The following is a 15,972-nucleotide window of genomic DNA, read 5'->3' as shown; positions in this document are numbered from 1 at the left end:
TCTCCATGGCACGAAAGGAGGCGCATGCTGCCGCGATCCTCTCGCTCCTCGCGGCGCTCGCGCTGCCCTTGCGCGCGCGCGCCGACGCCGTTCCGCCCGCGCCTACCTCGTGCCCCGGCGGCACCCACGGCGTGACAGGGCACACCGGCGCGGGCTGCGCGCCCGACACCTGCCCGCTCGGCGCCGAAGGCGCGGTCTGCGCCGGCGGGCGGCCTTGTTGCATGATGGATCTCTGCGGCACCCGCGACGCGAGCTCCTGCGGGCCCGGGAAGGGCTGCGTCGAGGTGCGCATGTGCGTCGCGCCGGGCGTCATCAAGGATCCAAGCGGGCAACGCAGGTATCGCGAGGCCGTGAGTTACGTGGACGAGGACAAGGGGTGCGCCCCGGGCTCGACGCAGGAGATCGTGGCGACGTGCGTGACGAAGACGACGTCCGCGGTGAGCGCCTCGGGTCGCCGTCGAGGCGCCGGCTGCTCGTGTGATCTCGGTCGGGCCAGCGGGCCGTCCGCCCCGCCGCTCGCCGCGGGCGTGGTGGTTTGTCTCGGCGTATGGGCGCGGAGGTGCAAGGTCCGATGCTGAAATGGCTGCTCGTCGGGCTCGTGGTGTTCCTGGTCTACCGGTTCGCGATGAAGCGGCCGCGTTACGATCGGCTGTTCTCGCCGAACCACCTGATCGAGCTCTCTCGCGGGCTCGGCCGCGCCAAGGTCGCCGCGCTCGGGCGCGTCGGGGAGGGCCCGCCCGCGGATCCGTTCGCCGAGGGCAGCGGGTTCATCACGTCCGCCAACATCGCCGTGGTGTATACCGTCGCCAAGGCCGGCGAGGACGGACACGAGCACCACGTCTCGCTCTCGTTTCGCGGCGGCGCGTTCTCCCGTGCCGCCGCGGGATTCCTTGCCGCGGCGATCTGTCGATTGCTCGGCCTGGGGGAGACGCCGTGTGTGCTCGCGGTCTCGAACAGCGGCATCTACCACCTGATCTTCCAGGTGCCCGCCGCGGACGAGGCACGATTCGCAGCGCGATCCGTCCCGAAGCTCGACGAGTCGTCTGCGCGGAGGCTCGTCGGCGTGGCCATGGATGATCGGGGCCCGCTGCTCGCGCGCCTCGGCAAGCTCGACGTCAACGTCCCGAAATGATGTTCTGGCTTCTCCGAAGGGAGAATGCAGTTGAGCGACGCCGCTGGCGCGGCGATCATCCTTCGACTTTGCCGAGCGCGAAGGCGAGGAGCAGGAGCACCAGCACGGTCGTCGTGATCAGCACGAACATGCGATCCCGCTGATGAATGAAGGCCAAGATTGATACAGCTACGCGCAGAACTGGGGTTGCCACAAGCATCAGCAGTCCCACGACCGTCACCGCGCGCCCTTGCAGGTCCCTCAGCCCCGCGATGACCTCTCCGAGGGTGCGGGGGAACGCAGCCCCTGGACTCGTGAGTCGCTCGAGCTCCTTGGGCGAAGTCAGGTAATCAGGGTGGTGGACAAAGCTCAATACCGTGCCGAGAACAACCACAACAAGGCTCGTGGCAACCCCGATCCTCAGCAGGTTGCTGATGAGGACCTCGACCTCGTGACCTCTCGGCGTGTCGGCGCCTGCTGTCGGCCTCCTACGTCCTTGAGTCGCGTCGGCCTGGTTCGTCACGCCTACCGCACTCCTTTCCAGAGCATCTGCGCTGATATCCAGATCAACACAAGCACGAAGGCGAGGCGGATGCGGCTGCTGCGCAGCTTACCCAGCAGCCGCGAGCCGAGCGTCGAGCCCATCAGCACGCCGGCCGCCACGGGGGCGGCGACGAACGGGTCGATATCACCGCGGACGAAGTACACGCCGGCGCTCGCCGCGGCCGTTACGCCGATCATGAAGTTGCTTGTCGCCGTCGACACCTTGATCGGTAACCGCATGCCCAGGTCCATCGCGGGCACCTTCAAGGCCCCGGAGCCGATGCCGAGCAGCCCGCTGACCACGCCGGCCGCGTACATCAGCGCGAAGCCGAGCGGAGTGCGCGTCACGCGGTAGGAGATCTCCTTGCCGACCGCCTCGTCATAGTACGAATCGTGGAGCCTCAACCGATCCGCGAGGCGGTCCGGGGGGCTCTCGGCGTCGTCCGCCATCCGTCGCTTGCGGAGCATCGCCAGCGCCGAGTAGCCCATCACCACGCCGAAGAGGATGTAGAGACCGCGGCCGCCGATCCTCCCGGCGATGAACGCCCCCGTGAGGGCCCCCGTCGTGGTGGCGATCTCCAGGACCATCGCCACTCGGAGGTTGGTCATGCGCTCCCGTACATAGGCGGCCGCGGCGCCGCTGGACGTGGCGATCACGGAGATGATGGACGCGCCAATAGCGTACCGGATATCTATTCCCAGGAGCAAGGTGAGAGCTGGGATTATGATGACGCCTCCGCCAAGTCCGAGCAGGGATCCAAGCACACCCGCGCCGAGCGAAGCGGCAAAGGTGACCAGCGTGAACGTGAGCGGTGACATCGGGTGGAGCTGGTCCAGGTGGAGTTCAACTATCGTGCCGAGCGCAGCCGTTCTGGTTGCTGCACGCGGGACGATCGGGATCGGCCGAGCTGGAGCTCGCCCGGCTACGCGGTTCGCGGCGACGGATCGGCTGGGCCGCTCGCATGGCTCGTTGATGCCGGGCTCACCGCCCGCACGCCCGAGAGCACGCGGCGGGCGGACAAGGTGGATTTACGTTCGCGAAGAACGAGTCTTCGCCAATAACCATCGTTTGCGAGAGGCTAGACTCAACGGGTGACGAACATCGGGGTCCTCCGCCCGCGCGTCGCGCCGCCGATCGGCTCGGAATGGTCGCCGATTCACCACCGGCGCGAGCGCGAAGGCGCGTACGGCGGTAGCGGGGCACGCGATGGCGCGGCTAGCGCTCGCGCGAGCGCACATGGCCAGCACCCGATGCGGGAACAGCCCGGGTCGTCACCGCGCTCCCGGCGCCTGCGCGCGGCGGCGCCCGTGCCGCCGTGCGCGCAGGAGCGCGCCGCCGGCCGCGGCGAGGCAGCTCAGGAGCGCCCCGGCGCGCCCCCCGCCCGACGCTCCGCAGGAGCAGCCGCCGCCGGCGCTCGGCTCGGCTGCGCCCGCGCCGGCCTCGCCCCCGCCGGCGCTCGCCGCGCTCCCGCCCGCGCCCGCGGTGCCGCCCGGGCCGGCGCCGGCCTCGCAGGAGGCCGCGGCGCCGACGAAGCTCGCGGTCGCCGGCCAGAGCTGGGGGCAGGTCCGGCCGGTCGAGCCGTCGCCCCCGCAGGCCGCCGGCGCGCCGCAGAGCCGGTCGAGCGTCATGAGCGGCGAGAACGTCCTGCCCCCGTCCGTGGAAACGCCGGCGGAGAAGCCGTCCACGGGCTCGTCGGCGCAGGCGAAGAGGCCCCGCGGGGTCCAGGTCAGGCAGCGGACGCCGAGCTGCCCAACCTGGGTGAACTCCAGGGTATCCGTCGGCGCGACCCACAGGCCGTCCAGATCGCTGCCGGCCGCGATCTCGGTCCCGTCCGGCGAGAGGGCGAGGCCGACGAGGCTCGCCGCCTGGAACACCTCGCGCCACGTGGCGCCCCCGTCCCGCGAGACCAGCAGCGCGTCCGCGCCGTCGCCGTCGCGGCGCACGTACACCACGTCAGGGTCGTTCGGGTCCACGGCGCCGAGGTACGGCAGGTTGCGATCGTCGCTGCCAGGGACGTCGAGCTCCTCCCAGGTCGCGCCGCGATCGTCCGAGCGCCGCACGATCCCCTGGAACGTGGGGCCGTTGCGGCGCCCGCTCACATAGATGCGCTTCGGATCGCTGGGCGCGCTGTCCAGGGTCACGCCGAGGAACGTGCTCGGGAAGTCGACCCCGGCCTGAGCCCAGGTCCGTCCGTCGTCCTTCGATTCCCAGACCTGCGTCACGATCGCGTCGCTGGCCATGACGCTGGAGCTGAGCAGGAGGACGCTCGCGGGATCCGCGCGACCGATCGACAGATCGACGATGTTGCGCTGGGGGAGCGCGCCCTCGGCAATGTGCCAGTCGCAGCCGCGGTCGTGCGTCGCGCTGAGCCCATCGAAGAGCCCGGCGAGGATCGAGCCGTCGGCGGTGACGACGAGCATGGGGTCCTCGAAGCCGCTATAGCCGATGGCCGCTTCACAGATCCACGACCAGCGCTCGCCGCCGTCATCGGTGGTGAGGACGCCGTAGGTCGCGCGGACGACGATGTGCTCGGGATCGGCGGGATCGACGAGGATCTGGCCGGCGGCGGGGAATCGGCCGTTGGCTCGCGCGGGCGCGGCGGCGGAGAGGGCGAGGCCCGCCGCGGCGGCCGCGAGCCCGAGAGCGATGCGGTTCATCGAAGCGAGGTTCATCCATCCTCCTGCGCAGCGCAACGCTTCTACAGGAGGCCGCGGGAGCGGCGCGGGGCAGGGGAGATCCCCTGTCCCAGACCGGTCACGATCCGCCGCTCCGCTGCGCGAGGGCCGGGGAGCGGCGCCGCCGGTCCTCGCGTCACGGGCGCGCGCTACTGCCGCCGGAACTGCTGGTTCGTCCCGTTGTTGCACGTGTACTGGGCGAGCCTGGCGCCGTCGGCGGTGCTCACCCCGTAGACGTCCACGCACTTTCCGCTGTTGACCGAGCGCAGCGAGACGACGCCGTTGCCGCGATCGATGAGATCCCACTTCTGGCTGTTCGTGCTGCTGTTGCAGTCCGACTGCGTGATGTTCGCCCCGTTGTTCCGGCTGGCCCCCTGCACGTCGAGGCACTTTCCGCTGTTCACGTTCTTCACGGTCGCCGTGGTGCCGCTGAGGATCTCGACTTGCCACTGCTGGTCGCTCGCGCCGGTGCATGGCCGCTGGATGATGGTGGCGCCGTTGTTCAGGCTCGCCGCGGTGACGCTCATGCACTTGCCGGAATGGAGGGCTGCCAGGCTCTGGCCGACGGTGCCGCCGGGGTTGCTGCCGGGATCGCCGCCCGGATTGCCGCCGGGGTCGCCCGTGCCGCCGCCCAGCCCGGAGATCTGGACCTGTGCGCCCGTGGTCGAGACCGAGAGGAGCTTCAGCGTCGCGCTCGTCCCGAAGAGCTGATGAGAAGCGCCGACGACGAGCGGCGCGTCCCTGAAGTTCCCGCCAGGCACCATGTCGAGCAGGTGCGCCCGGCCGCTCTCTCGCGACTGCGTGAAGAACGCATGGATGAGCAGACCCTTCGTGGAGAGGTTGCGCGAGTCGACGACGTTCGTCGCCGCCGGCTGGCGGAACTCGATCTGGTACATGATATCGTTCGGGCCCTTGATGCGGAGGAGCTGGGTCCCGGTGCTCGCCTCGGTCATCGGGGCGAGCGTATACGTCCCGTCGGCGGTGACCGTCTGGGCCTGCGACGACGGGATCCACCCGAGGTTCACCTTGTAGTTCGCGTTGTAGTGCTGCTTCCCGCCGTTGCCCATCGGGTCGAAGACATCGCCGTACTCGTCGAAGGTGCAGTCGTTGCTCATCGTCACCGTCGCCCCGCCGTCACGGCACGTCCGCGACGAGGCGTGCCACAGGCCGAAGTTGTGGCCGAGCTCGTGCACGACGACCTCGGGCCAGAGGCCGGCGATCCAGGTGGCGTTGCCGGGCTGCGCGCCCATGCCGGCGTACCCGCAATCCATCTTCCCCATGATCATGTAGTGCTGGTACGCGTTCAGATCGAAGCCGGCGTTCCGCGCCGCGGTCCTGGCCTCATTCTGCCATCGGTTGTAGTCGTCGCACTTGCCGAAGGTGATGTTGAACGGGCCGGCGAGGTCGTACTCGAGCTGCATCTTGCCGAACGACGAGCCCGCCAGGTGGGTCGCCGCTCCGGCCATGGTGTTGCGCACGTCCTGCTCCGTGCCCAGCGTCTGGCCGCCGTCGAACTGCACGCGCAGCACAAGGACGCGCTTGGTCCCGGTCGTGACGAGCGCGCTCGTCAGCTCGCCGATGCCCTCGGCCGGCCGCATCGTGTCGACAACGATCGTGCCGTCGTCGATCTCGGTGCCGAACACGTCCACCGGGGAGCCGCTCGCCGTGCGCCAGTCGATCGACGACTCCTCGCCCGGCGGCGCCGTATCCGTCATCGAGTCCAGGTTCAGGCGCACGAACACCCCATCTCCCCGCTCCAGCATGTACCTCGCCTCGCCATTGGCGACGGCGACGGTCAGCGTCCCCGAGGCGGTCGGGGTCGGCCCCGCTCCCTCGTCAGCGTCGATGCTCAGGCAGCCGGACGTGAACGCGCACGCTGCGGTGAGGGCAACCGTGGTGAGGTGTGACTTGAAGCGCTGCATGGGATCTTCCTTTCCCGACTCGGTCCGATGCGCTCGTCTCCCCCCAAATCGGAGAGCGCCTCGCCATCCCCCTCAAGAGCCCGGGCGCGGCGCGACGGAGCGCTGTCAAGGAGAGGCCGCAAGCGCCGCCAGCCTCTCCGCTGCTGATGTAACTTGACGGCCAATCCGCTCGCGGACCCGCGCGACCATCGCTCGCGATCGCCGCGCCGTGCTGCCGCCAATGCACCCTCGCGAGTGCCTTTCGCTTCAACGTCAAAGCAAATCCGCGGCCAAGGACGTGCTACCGGCTTGACACGGGCAGCGTGCCTCTCTCGGTGAAACAATCACGTGAGGACGGCCCGTGATCCAATCCGATGTGATGTTTGCGCGACTGGCGTGGATCGCAATAGATCCTGAATGGACATGAAAACACCACCCCAGTGAGACCACGTGAGTTTGTGGATGAGCGTTGTGCTCGGCCGCTCGGGCGATATCGGCCGGCATTCTGCGCGATTGGCCGCGAGGGTGGCAATCCGTGGTCGCGGGTGAGCGCGTGGGCTCTCCGGTGAGAACACGGGCGGCGATGTGGGTGGATTGGCGTGCTCGCGGCGCGCCCTGTCGGCCGTCGCTTCGTCCGGAGCGCCGCGGGGTGATGGGTGGCTAGCGGGAGGAGCGGCGATCGAGCGTGGCAAACACGCGCGTCGGGTTCACGAGGGGATGATCAGCTCGGCGAGCGGGAGCAAAGCGTAATCGCTGGCTGCGGTAAACCGCATCTCCCCATCGATCATATAGAGGTCGGTCGCTCCGGGTCGATCGTCCAGGATCCCGAGGTCGTACGTGACCACGTCGCCGTCGACGCGCAGCGTGCGGATTCCGCCGATCTCCTTCCGGTGCGCTGCCGCCGTGAGCCAGTCGTGACATAGCTCCGCCTTGCACTTCCTGTGACCGGTGTGACCGGCAACCTGTCGCAGGCCGCGCGGGAGTGAACGCGGCTCGAAGCGCCGTGGCCGTGCCGGATCGAGCTCCCACGCCGGATCTCCACCCGGGCGATCGACGTGCGCGGGTCGATGATAGAGGAGGCCGCCACCTTCGTTGCCTGCAGCGCCTGGGATGTGGAGAGGCTCGAGCGAAAGTGGCGTTCGCGCGCCGCTCTGCCACTCCGTGCGCCGCGCGTCGACCGCGGCGCGCATCTGTCGCTCGAGGGCCACCGCCAGTCGATGCGGGTCGCGCTCGTCCGGCATGCCCAGCATCGCGAGCTCGCGCGTGGTCACGCCCGCGTGGGTCAGCAACACCGCGCGGCCGTCGGGCAGCACGCCTGAGAGCGCGAGATGAAAGCGGCCCGAGAGCAGCAGCTCGACGACGAGCTCGCGCTGAGACTCGCTGAACGACGCGTAATCGCGCGCCGCGAGCCCCGAGGTCGCCACATCGGGAAACTGCGCCGCGAACTCGTCGCGTTCGCGCAGCGCGGCGGCCTCGGCGCCTTCACGCCGCCTGGTCTCTCTGATCGAGCGCCCGAGCGCGCGCGCCGCCGCGAACCGCACGTCGTCGAGGCCGGCGAGCTCCATGATCCGCGCCGCGTCGTGGTTGCCGAACAGGAGCTGCACCTGCGCGGGATCGTGGCTGGCCAGCCACCGCAGCGTGCGGAGCCCCTCCTCGCCCGCGCCCACCGGATCATCGAGGTCATAGTCGAAGTGATCACCGATCGACACGAGCACGACGTCGTCGGCCAGCCGGCCGTCCGCGCGGAGCAAAGCGTGCGCCGCGAGCACGGCCATCACCTTGGCCATCGGCGCTTGCGGATCGCCCATCACGAAGATGCGCCGGGGCGTCACCATCGGTCGAGGCGCGTGGTCAGCTCGGCGAGCGTCATCAACATGTCGAACACCGCCTGGCGGTTCGCGCGCACCGCAGCAAGGCCTCGCCTCACGATGTCGTAGCCCGGCAGCAAATCGGAGCCACCGAAAGACCGTTCGAGCACGCCGCCCAGCGAGACATCGAGGTCGCATCGATGTCGAAGAGCGCGAGCTTCCGACCGGTTACCTTCGCCATGTTCGCGTGTTTTAGCATGTTCTCGACCTCTAGTAAACGCTCGTCGATCGTGCGACGCCGGAGGACGCTCGCGCCGATACGAACCGCGTGCCGAAGTGCGCCGCACAGAGCACGACTTCAGGATGGATCAGAACGCCTGAGCAGATTCCGTCGAGCGCGACGACACCCCACCACGCCGTGGTCGGGCGGAGACGGCGGCGCGGGAGGTAGAGCCTCAAGGTGCGGGCAGGAGGACCCGCGCGCCGCGAGCGAGCGTCACGCCGTCCACATGGCCCATCAGCGGTCGCTCCGCCAGGACGACGTGAAAGTGCGTATTCGACCCCATGTGCGTGAAGACGCCATGGTGGCGCTTCGAGAAGAAGCCCACCAGCACTCCCTCGGCGGTGGGGAGCGCTCCGTTCACCGACGCCCGCACATGGTCCGCGTGACCGCCGCCGGGGGGGAGCTTTCTCCCGTCGACGACGTGCCAGCGGAGATCGCGGAAGCCCCCACGCACCTGGACCGGGACAGCGCTCTCCGTATCGAGGCTGTGCTCCCGCAGCAGCGCTTCGATACGCGCGTCGATTTGCCCGTCAGGCACGTCGGCGTCGAGCGTCGCCTCCTGCCATCGCGCTACGTTCGCTACCACGAAGAGCGCCGCGTGCTCGTCTGCGCCGGCGGGGCGCACGTCGAGGGTCCCGTCGTCGCGAGCATAGGAGGTCCAGATCGCGTCGTCGACGACGGTCACCTCCCCGCGCAGCTCGCTGAGCGCCCCGATCCCGAACGCGCGCGGGCCCGGCACCACATCGCCGATGCGCACGGCGGGCCCCGTCTGCCCCTCGTGCATGATCGCGCGCAGGGCGCCGAACGAGCGGACCTGCACCGCCGCCGGAGCGCTCGGCGCGGGTCCCGCAGCGGTCTCGCTGGAAGGCGTGCAGGAGGCGATCGGGGACATCAGGAGAGCTCCGAGAAGGCCGAGGAGAATGTTAGGGAGCGTCGCTCGCATGGTGTTGCTCCTCCGTCGCGCGCGTCACGCGCAAGAGCGCGCTGTTCAGGGCGTGCAGCGCGCGCACCACGGCGGCGCGCTCCTCGCCGGGGATGGCATCCACGATCGACTGGAACCGCAGCAGGCTTTGCTCCTCGAGTCGCCCCGCCATCCGGCGCCCGGTCGAGGTGAGCCGCAGGCGGCGGACCCGCCCGTCTTCCTCGCTGACATCTTGTTCCACCCGGCCATCCTCGCGAAGGCGCTGTATCAGCCGGGTGACATTGCTCTTGTCGATGCCGAGCGCCTGCCGCAGGTCGCTCTGGGAGAGCTGCACGCCCGTCCGCTCGGCGTCCGCCAGGACCGTCAGGGCGTGGGCCTCGCGCGGCGCCACCCGGACGCCGCACGGCGTGCGCTCCTCGTCCAGGAGACCGAAGCCGCGAACGAAGGCGCGGACCTCCGAGCGGAGCTCTCTCGTGGTCACCCTCCGAGGAGAACACAGATGGTTGCGATGCGCAACCAGTTTGGAGACAGGGACGTTCCGTTCCGCGGCCACGTCCGAGCGCCGAGCCGCACGAGCCGGAGCGCCTTCTCGTGGCGCCGAGCGGGGCGTGCGGTGCCGTGGGCGCATCGCTCGGCTCGTCGCTGGCGTTGCTGGTGGCGCGCGCGTCGAACGCCGACCTTACCCCGCGAGCCCTGCGCGGTGGATGGCCCAGCCCAGGGCGCCGCCGAAGGCGACGAGCCACGTCGAATTGACCTTGAAGCGAAAGAGCAAGAGCGCGCTCGCGGCGGCCAGCAGCACGGTGGGCAGATCGATGAGCGAAGCGCGGCCGAGCTGCAGCGTCACGACGAGCATGAGGGCGAGAGAAGCGACGTTGACGCCATCGAGCACTGCCCCCGCGACCGGAGAGCGGCGCAGGCGCGGCACCAAGGGGCCGCTCACGGCGACGAAGAAGAACGCGGGCAAGAAGATGCCGAGGGTCGCGATGAGCGCGCCCGCGGGGCCGGCCAGCACATACCCCACGAACGTCGCGGTCGTGAACACAGGCCCCGGCGTGACTTGCCCCACCGCGATCGCATCCATGAGCTGCGCCTCGGTCATCCAGCCGAGCCGCTCGACGAGGTCCGCTCGCAGGAACGCGAGCAAGACATAGCCACTTCCGAAGAGGACCGCGCCGGTCTTGAAAAACACCCAGAAGATCCCTGGCAGCGTGACCGAGCCCGCGACGGCAAACCCGGGGAGCCAGGGCGCCAGCGCGGCCGCTCTGCCGCCCGTGCCACCGTCGCTCGGCGCCGGAGGGCGGGCGGGGGGCGCGCCGCGGCCCCTCCCGACGCGGGCGAGCGCCACGCTGGCAGCGCCCGCGCCGAACAGCACGGCGAGCTCGTTCACGCCGAGCCACGCGAGGACGACGGCCAGCACGCCGAGGAGCCCGAGCGGCCTGGTGCGGGCAGCCTTCGGCGCGAGCGTGCCAATCGCCTGCACAACGACGGCGATCATCACGGGCTTGACGCCGTAGAGCAGCCACGTCGCTGCCGGCAACGTTCCGAAGCGCACGTAGGCCCAGCCGAGGGCGCCCGTGATGAGCATCGCGGGCAGGATGAAGGAGATGCCGGCTACCAGGAGCCCTGGTCCACCCGCTCGGTCGTAGCCGATGTGGATCGCCATCTCCGTCGAGTTGGGGCCGGGGATGAGGTTCGTCGCGCCGAGCATGTCGAGGAAGCGCTCCTCCGAGAGCCACTTGCGCCGGCGCACGACCTCGTCTTGCATCATCGCGATGTGCGCGGCAGGCCCTCCGAAGGCCGTCGTGCCGAGGCGCAGAAACAGCCACGCGAGCTCGCGTAGATCGGCCCCCGTCCAGCGCCGGACGGACGCGGGAGAGGTGGTTATTTCATTCACGGCGCGCTCCGGCGCCGTGCCAAGCGCGCGTCGACGGACCAGCGCCCCGCGCCGACGACGACGAGAAAGAGCGCGCCCAGCAGCATCGCCCAGTCCGTCCTCGCCTCGTGAGCCATGGTCCAGAAGCCGTATTGCGGCAGCTTGCGCACGTGGAAGCCGAGGAGGTCTCGGCCGAGCAGGATCGGAAGCTTTGTCGAGACCAGCGCCACGACCATGTCGATGGCGAGCAGAGCGGCGGCGAACCGGGTCAGGAGCCCCGCGAGCACGAGCGCCCCGCAGACGATCTCGACCACCCCTACGAAAGGTCCCATGGCTTCCGGCCAGGGGATGCCGATCTTGACGAACCGTCCGGCGCCGAGCTCCGCTGGATAGATGAACTTCTGGAGCCCTTCGGACAAGAAGACGGCCCCGACCGAGAGGCGGACAAGGAGCGTCGCCGCGGGCGCCTCGGAATCGAGCATCTTGCGCAGGTGTTTCATCATTTCGCTCCAGCCCTTGTCGATGCAGACTTCGCGCGCCGCAGCGTGGCGAAGGATGTGGATCTTCCAGAGACCCACCCCGTTTTCACGATTCGCCGTCGAGACCCTAGTTCGAAGCGCGTAGACGATCTTCGTAATACCGTCAAGCTCGACCCGCTGCCGTGCGGACGCGGCCTGTCCGGTTCCGATTCCGGTTCCGGTTCCGGCTCGGTCCTACGATCCAATCCGGCGCCTCCGCATCGGCCGGCTCGGCGCTCCTTGGTATCGTGATCCATGGCTCAAACCACCCGCATCGCAGGTCACGGTATGGAGCCGGCTGCTGCGCGCGTGGCCGGCGCCTCCGAGGGAATGAGCTGCTCGATCGCGTCACGCGCGTGCAGGGGCCGGAGCACGGGGAGCGAGATGGGATGCGCTGCGGGAGGGAGGCATCGCCGATGGACAGATCAGGATTGTTTCGACGGACGCTCGTGCTCGCGACCAGCGGTATCGGCGTGAGCGCCGTCCTCGGCGCCTGCGCGCGTCCGCGCGACGCGGCGGTCCGTGAACCGAAACAGGACGGTGGCGCCGGGGAAGGCGGCGAAGTCACCCCCGGTGAGGATCTGATGCGAGAGCACGGGGTCCTGCGCCGGGTCATGTTCCTGTACGACGAGGCGGTCCGGCGGCTGGATGGGCGCGACGATGTCCCGGGCGACGTGATCCTCTCGGCTGCGGGCGTCGTGCGCCGGGTGATCGAGGACTATCACGAGAAGCTCGAAGAAGACTTCCTGTTCCCCCGCTTCGAGAGGGCCGGTATGCACACCGACCTCGTCGCGGTGCTCCGGCGCCAGCACCAGGCGGGGCGCCTCGTGACCGACGATGTGCTCACGCTCGTGAGGCAGCCGCTTCGCGAGCAGGCCGCTCGCCGCGAGCTCGCCGACAGGCTGCGCGCGTTCAATCGGATGTACCGGCCGCACGCGGCGCGCGAGGACACGGTGCTCTTTCCCGCTCTTCGCGCGCTCGTCGGCGGGAAGGCGTATGCCGAGCTCGGCGAGCAGTTCGAGGACAAGGAACACCGCGTGCTCGGTGAGGAGGGCTTCGAGAAGGCGGTCGCTGAGGTCGCCGAGCTCGAGGCGGCGCTCGGGATTGCCGACCTCGCGAGCTTCACGCCAACCTAGGGGAAGGTGCGACGGGAGCACCCGGGCTTCGTGGTGCTCCTGCCATCGGCCTCCACGTCGCGATCTGGAGTACGATCGACGAGCCAGCGCTCCTAAGGAGTGCCCTGGTGGTCCCCAGCCGCCGGTGATCGACCTGACGTGTGCGTCGAAGCCGAGCGACAGGCCGACATGGGCGATCGCCGCGGGGCGGTGTGGCCGGCGGCGTGATCGTCGGCCACAATGGCCACGTGTTGTACGTCCGCCACGTGCCGGGTCCGCCGCTTTCGGCGCACGTCGCCGAGCTCTGGTACCTTTCGGCCGCTCCGCCTCACGCGGCCGAGCGCATCCTGCCCTCCGGTACCCTCCAGCTGGTCGTCAACCTCGACGAGGACGAGCTTCGCATCTACGACGGCCCCGCCATTCGCCGCTACTCCGGTGCCGCCGTGTCGGGCGCGTACCAGTCCGCCTTCGGCGTCGACACACGCGAGCACGCGTCGATGGTCGGGGTCCACTTCCGCCCCGGCGGCGCGTGGCCGTTCCTCGGCGCGCCGCCCGGCGCGCTGACCGACACACACGCCGACCTCGCGGATCTCTGGGGGCGACGAGCGGCGGAGCTCCGCGAGCGCCTGTGCGCGGCGCCGGAGCCGCGCGCTCGCTTCGCGGTGCTCGAGCGGGCGCTGCTCGACCGCCTTTCGGATGCGCGCCCCGGTCATCCCCTGGTGCCGCACGCGATCGCGGCGCTCGAGGGAGGCGAAAGGCGCGTCGCCGACGTCGCGGCAACGCTCGGCATCAGCCACCGCCGGCTTGTCGACGTTTTCACCGCCGAGACCGGCCTCGCCCCGAAGGCCTTCGCCCGGATCACGCGCTTTCGGCGGGCGCTCTCGCGGGCCGAGGGGGAGCGCGATCCGGACTGGGCCGGGCTCGCTGCCGCGTCAGGGTTCTGCGATCAGTCGCACCTGATCCGCGAGTTCGTGGCCCTCTCCGGTAGTCCGCCCACCGCGCTCGTCGCCCAGTCCGCCCGCGAACGCGTCAAGCTGCACCACATCGCCATCGCCGCGTCAGCCACGCCGGAGGGGGCGCGGGGAAGGGACCGGCGACACGCGCGATCTCGAGGTGTCCTGACCGGTTGACGGTGAAGGATCGGCAGGGCGCGGTTCCCGAGCTCGACGAAGCGAGAATAGCGCACGAGCTCCGGGAAGGCGTTGGCCAGGTGTTCGAAGACGTCGTCGTGATGGCTAACCCGCCGATGCCTCGTGGAGCTCGACCGGGTTTCCGTCGGGATCTTCGATCTGAACCTGCGCGCCGCCCACGCCGCGTTCGATGTCGTTTCGGAAGGGGGTCCCGGCTGCACGGAGTTGCTCGATGAGCGCGGCGAGGTCGTCGATGTAGAGGACGACGCGGTTCCAGCCGCCGGCGGCCTGAGCGCGGCCGTCGGGCATCGGGCGCGCGCCGGAGCTGCCGGGGCCGCTCAGGAGCAAGCGCAAGTCACCGCGCGAGACCGTCGCGAACGCCGTGCCGGACTGCAGGTCGAGCACGAAGCCGAGTCGCTCGGTGTAGAAGCGAACGGCGCGATCGACGTCCGGGATTTGGTAGCGGACGACTGCCGAGGTGGCATCGGGGCCCTCCATGGCCGAGGTCGATTCCTCCGGCGCCTCGTGGAGCTCGACCGGGTTTCCGTCGGGATCTTCGATCTGAACCTGCGCGCCGCCCACGCCGCGTTCGATGTCGTTCCGGAAGGGGGTCCCGGCCGCACGCAGTTGCTCGATGATCGCGGCGAGGTCGTCGACGTAGAGGACGATGCGGTTCCAACCGCCGGCGACCTGAGCGCGGCCGTCGGGCATCGGGCGCGCGCCGGAGCTGCCGGGTCCGCTCAGGAGCAAGCGCAAGTCACCGCGCGAGACCGTCGCGAACGCCGTGCCGGCTTGCAGGTCGAGCGTGAAGCCGAGTCGCTCGGTGTAGAAGCGAACGGCGCGATCGACGTCCGCGACTTGGTAGCGGACGACCGCCGAGGTGGCATTGGGGCCTTCCATGGCCGGGATCGATTCCGTGGTATGGGACATGCAACCTCCGAGGGAGAGGATGACCAGGATGAGGATGATCTTGAGGATGATCTTCATGCGCCGATTCTGTTGTCCGCGCGCGCCGCCGTATTGGACAAATTGGAAGCCGCGGGCCCGAGCGACCGCGTCGTGGTCCTCCCTCAAAGCTCAGCGATTTGGGCATATGCCGGCCGGTTCGCCGCAGAGGTCGGCTCCGGTCTGGCCCGGCGCGAGCCCAGCCGGCCCCCCTCCGCCGCCGCGCCGGCCGCTGCCAGGTGCCCGCGGCATCATCGGCCGGGGTCGGCGACTGGCCTGGCGGCGTGGCTCCTGCCGTCAGTCATCCACCTGCCGGCGTCCGGCCCGTACGCCACGCCCTGGCTCCGGTCGACGCTCCAGTTCATCGCCGCCGGCGGGCTCATCGCCGCCGGCGGGCGTCAGCGATGAGCTCCCGGAGGAGGCTCCTTGATCGCCACCGTGACATGAGCTACCGAGCACTCGGGCAAGCAACCTGGACCGTTGGGTCGTTCCACCCCATAGATCGGCGCCACGCGGGTATCCATGAGGACCGCCTGGTCACGCGCCACATAGAGGGCGACCACCTTCGGTCGTACGCCGAGGATCGAGAGGGTCGTCAGGGAGCGGTTGCCCTCGATGATGAAGCACTCGGGCATTATATCGTGCTGGCCCGAGCTGGGCAGGTATGCAGAGCAGCTCCGCGTCACGCCGTCGAGATCCACCTTGAAGTAATAGTGACCGGGCGCGGTCAGCGCGGGCTCGAACTTGATTTCGACCTCGTCGCTGCAAGCTGCTTCCGTGCACCTCCTGGCGCCACCGGCCCGGCACGAAGCCAGCCCGATGAAGACGATCGCGGTCGTGGCGCGACCGAGCCTGCGCGACGGGGATACGAACGACATGCGCGTTCTCCGGAGGTCCTGAGCACGACCCGCAGCAGCGCGGCGCCCCGGAACGCTCATTTAGCACGAATCGATCAGATGTCGCCAGCCTGGCCGGGGCTGGCGACATTCAGGTGCCTGAGCCGTGACGGAACCAGGGGGCAGCCGATGTGTAGCCGGAGCTGTTCGAGCGCGCGAACATCGCTTCTCCAAGCGGCCTCGAATCCAGTCGTGACGCCGGTTTGAACGGCGCGGAGGTTCGCGTTATAGTGGCGCCCTTCGACGAGGGG

At 69.7% G+C, this 15,972-nt stretch carries 15 protein-coding genes; 4 read left to right on the top strand and 11 right to left on the bottom strand.

The genetic code is table 11. From position 1 onward, the window contains the following. Nucleotides 1-5 precede the first annotated feature (5 nt). Complete coding sequence (locus WME90_RS35070) at nucleotides 6-578, top strand: hypothetical protein (protein WP_437276413.1); 573 nt, start codon at nucleotides 6-8, stop codon at nucleotides 576-578. Then, entirely contained in the window at nucleotides 572-1,132 is a 561-nt protein-coding gene (locus WME90_RS35065; RefSeq protein ID WP_437276412.1) for a hypothetical protein, read from the top strand. Before WME90_RS35070 ends, WME90_RS35065 begins: the two co-directional genes overlap by 7 nt. Before the next feature lie 55 nt (nucleotides 1,133-1,187). Here the strand turns inward: WME90_RS35065 and WME90_RS35060 are convergent, their stop codons facing one another. The 9 genes from WME90_RS35060 to WME90_RS35020 form a co-directional block, all read right to left on the bottom strand. Next, on the bottom strand, nucleotides 1,188-1,634 hold the full coding sequence (locus WME90_RS35060; protein ID WP_437276411.1) for a DUF1634 domain-containing protein: 447 nt from the start codon (nucleotides 1,632-1,634) through the stop codon (nucleotides 1,188-1,190). Between the two features lie 2 nt (nucleotides 1,635-1,636). Beyond that, nucleotides 1,637-2,473 (bottom strand): sulfite exporter TauE/SafE family protein, encoded by an 837-nt coding sequence (locus tag WME90_RS35055; protein WP_437276410.1) that lies wholly within the window; start codon nucleotides 2,471-2,473, stop codon nucleotides 1,637-1,639. Nucleotides 2,474-2,926: 453 nt separating this feature from the next. After that, nucleotides 2,927-4,327 carry a WD40/YVTN/BNR-like repeat-containing protein gene (locus WME90_RS35050; RefSeq protein WP_437276409.1) on the bottom strand — a complete coding sequence of 467 codons (1,401 nt, stop codon included), beginning with the start codon at nucleotides 4,325-4,327 and terminating at the stop codon, nucleotides 2,927-2,929. A gap of 152 nt (nucleotides 4,328-4,479) precedes the next feature. After that, nucleotides 4,480-6,252, bottom strand: a complete 1,773-nt coding sequence (locus WME90_RS35045) for an RICIN domain-containing protein (RefSeq protein WP_437276408.1) — start codon at nucleotides 6,250-6,252, stop codon at nucleotides 4,480-4,482. Nucleotides 6,253-6,938: 686 nt separating this feature from the next. Beyond that, nucleotides 6,939-8,066: a metallophosphoesterase gene (locus WME90_RS35040; RefSeq protein ID WP_437276407.1), complete on the bottom strand. Its 1,128-nt coding sequence runs from the start codon at nucleotides 8,064-8,066 to the stop codon at nucleotides 6,939-6,941. A 428-nt stretch (nucleotides 8,067-8,494) separates the two neighbouring features. Next, nucleotides 8,495-9,214 (bottom strand): acetolactate decarboxylase, encoded by a 720-nt coding sequence (locus WME90_RS35035; RefSeq protein ID WP_437276406.1) that lies wholly within the window; start codon nucleotides 9,212-9,214, stop codon nucleotides 8,495-8,497. 31 nt (nucleotides 9,215-9,245) lie between these two features. Beyond that, entirely contained in the window at nucleotides 9,246-9,635 is a 390-nt protein-coding gene (locus tag WME90_RS35030; protein WP_437276405.1) for a MarR family winged helix-turn-helix transcriptional regulator, read from the bottom strand. A gap of 288 nt (nucleotides 9,636-9,923) precedes the next feature. Beyond that, nucleotides 9,924-11,138 (bottom strand): chromate efflux transporter, encoded by a 1,215-nt coding sequence (chrA, locus tag WME90_RS35025; protein WP_437276404.1) that lies wholly within the window; start codon nucleotides 11,136-11,138, stop codon nucleotides 9,924-9,926. Beyond that, nucleotides 11,135-11,617 carry a DoxX family protein gene (locus WME90_RS35020; RefSeq protein ID WP_437283700.1) on the bottom strand — a complete coding sequence of 161 codons (483 nt, stop codon included), beginning with the start codon at nucleotides 11,615-11,617 and terminating at the stop codon, nucleotides 11,135-11,137. The genes chrA and WME90_RS35020 overlap by 4 nt, the downstream gene beginning before the upstream one ends. A gap of 434 nt (nucleotides 11,618-12,051) precedes the next feature. Between WME90_RS35020 and WME90_RS35015 the strand changes: the two genes are divergently transcribed. Together WME90_RS35015 and WME90_RS35010 are read left to right on the top strand one after the other, a co-directional pair. Further along, a complete protein-coding gene (locus WME90_RS35015; protein WP_437276403.1) occupies nucleotides 12,052-12,771 on the top strand; it encodes a hemerythrin domain-containing protein in 720 nt (239 codons plus the stop codon). A 227-nt stretch (nucleotides 12,772-12,998) separates the two neighbouring features. Then, a complete protein-coding gene (locus tag WME90_RS35010; RefSeq protein WP_437276402.1) occupies nucleotides 12,999-13,880 on the top strand; it encodes an AraC family transcriptional regulator in 882 nt (293 codons plus the stop codon). 105 nt (nucleotides 13,881-13,985) lie between these two features. Here the strand turns inward: WME90_RS35010 and WME90_RS35005 are convergent, their stop codons facing one another. Both WME90_RS35005 and WME90_RS35000 read right to left on the bottom strand, forming a co-directional pair. Next, nucleotides 13,986-14,867, bottom strand: coding sequence for a VOC family protein (locus tag WME90_RS35005; protein WP_437276401.1), 882 nt, complete (start codon nucleotides 14,865-14,867; stop codon nucleotides 13,986-13,988). 356 nt (nucleotides 14,868-15,223) lie between these two features. Next, on the bottom strand, nucleotides 15,224-15,703 hold the full coding sequence (locus WME90_RS35000; RefSeq protein ID WP_437276400.1) for a hypothetical protein: 480 nt from the start codon (nucleotides 15,701-15,703) through the stop codon (nucleotides 15,224-15,226). Nucleotides 15,704-15,972: the final 269 nt, after the last annotated feature.

Origin of the sequence: Sorangium sp. So ce375, from assembly GCF_051473855.1 — a bacterium.
Classification (GTDB): domain Bacteria; phylum Myxococcota_A; class Polyangia; order Polyangiales; family Polyangiaceae; genus Sorangium.
Note: the sequence above shows the minus strand (reverse complement) of the source record. Positions and strands in the feature narration are given on the sequence as shown.

Excerpts from the sequence above, each read along its gene's own strand:
- WME90_RS35065 (WP_437276412.1), top strand. The coding sequence starts at position 572 with ATGCTGAAATGGCTGCTCGTCGGGCTCGTGGTGTTCCTGGTCTACCGG.
- WME90_RS35005 (WP_437276401.1), bottom strand. The coding sequence starts at position 14,867 with ATGAAGATCATCCTCAAGATCATCCTCATCCTGGTCATCCTCTCCCTC.
- WME90_RS35070 (WP_437276413.1), top strand. The coding sequence starts at position 6 with ATGGCACGAAAGGAGGCGCATGCTGCCGCGATCCTCTCGCTCCTCGCG.
- WME90_RS35050 (WP_437276409.1), bottom strand. The coding sequence starts at position 4,327 with ATGAACCTCGCTTCGATGAACCGCATCGCTCTCGGGCTCGCGGCCGCC.
- WME90_RS35055 (WP_437276410.1), bottom strand. The coding sequence starts at position 2,473 with ATGTCACCGCTCACGTTCACGCTGGTCACCTTTGCCGCTTCGCTCGGC.
- WME90_RS35040 (WP_437276407.1), bottom strand. The coding sequence starts at position 8,066 with ATGGTGACGCCCCGGCGCATCTTCGTGATGGGCGATCCGCAAGCGCCG.
- WME90_RS35020 (WP_437283700.1), bottom strand. The coding sequence starts at position 11,617 with ATGAAACACCTGCGCAAGATGCTCGATTCCGAGGCGCCCGCGGCGACG.
- WME90_RS35000 (WP_437276400.1), bottom strand. The coding sequence starts at position 15,703 with ATGTCGTTCGTATCCCCGTCGCGCAGGCTCGGTCGCGCCACGACCGCG.
- WME90_RS35035 (WP_437276406.1), bottom strand. The coding sequence starts at position 9,214 with ATGTCCCCGATCGCCTCCTGCACGCCTTCCAGCGAGACCGCTGCGGGA.
- WME90_RS35015 (WP_437276403.1), top strand. The coding sequence starts at position 12,052 with ATGGACAGATCAGGATTGTTTCGACGGACGCTCGTGCTCGCGACCAGC.
- WME90_RS35045 (WP_437276408.1), bottom strand. The coding sequence starts at position 6,252 with ATGCAGCGCTTCAAGTCACACCTCACCACGGTTGCCCTCACCGCAGCG.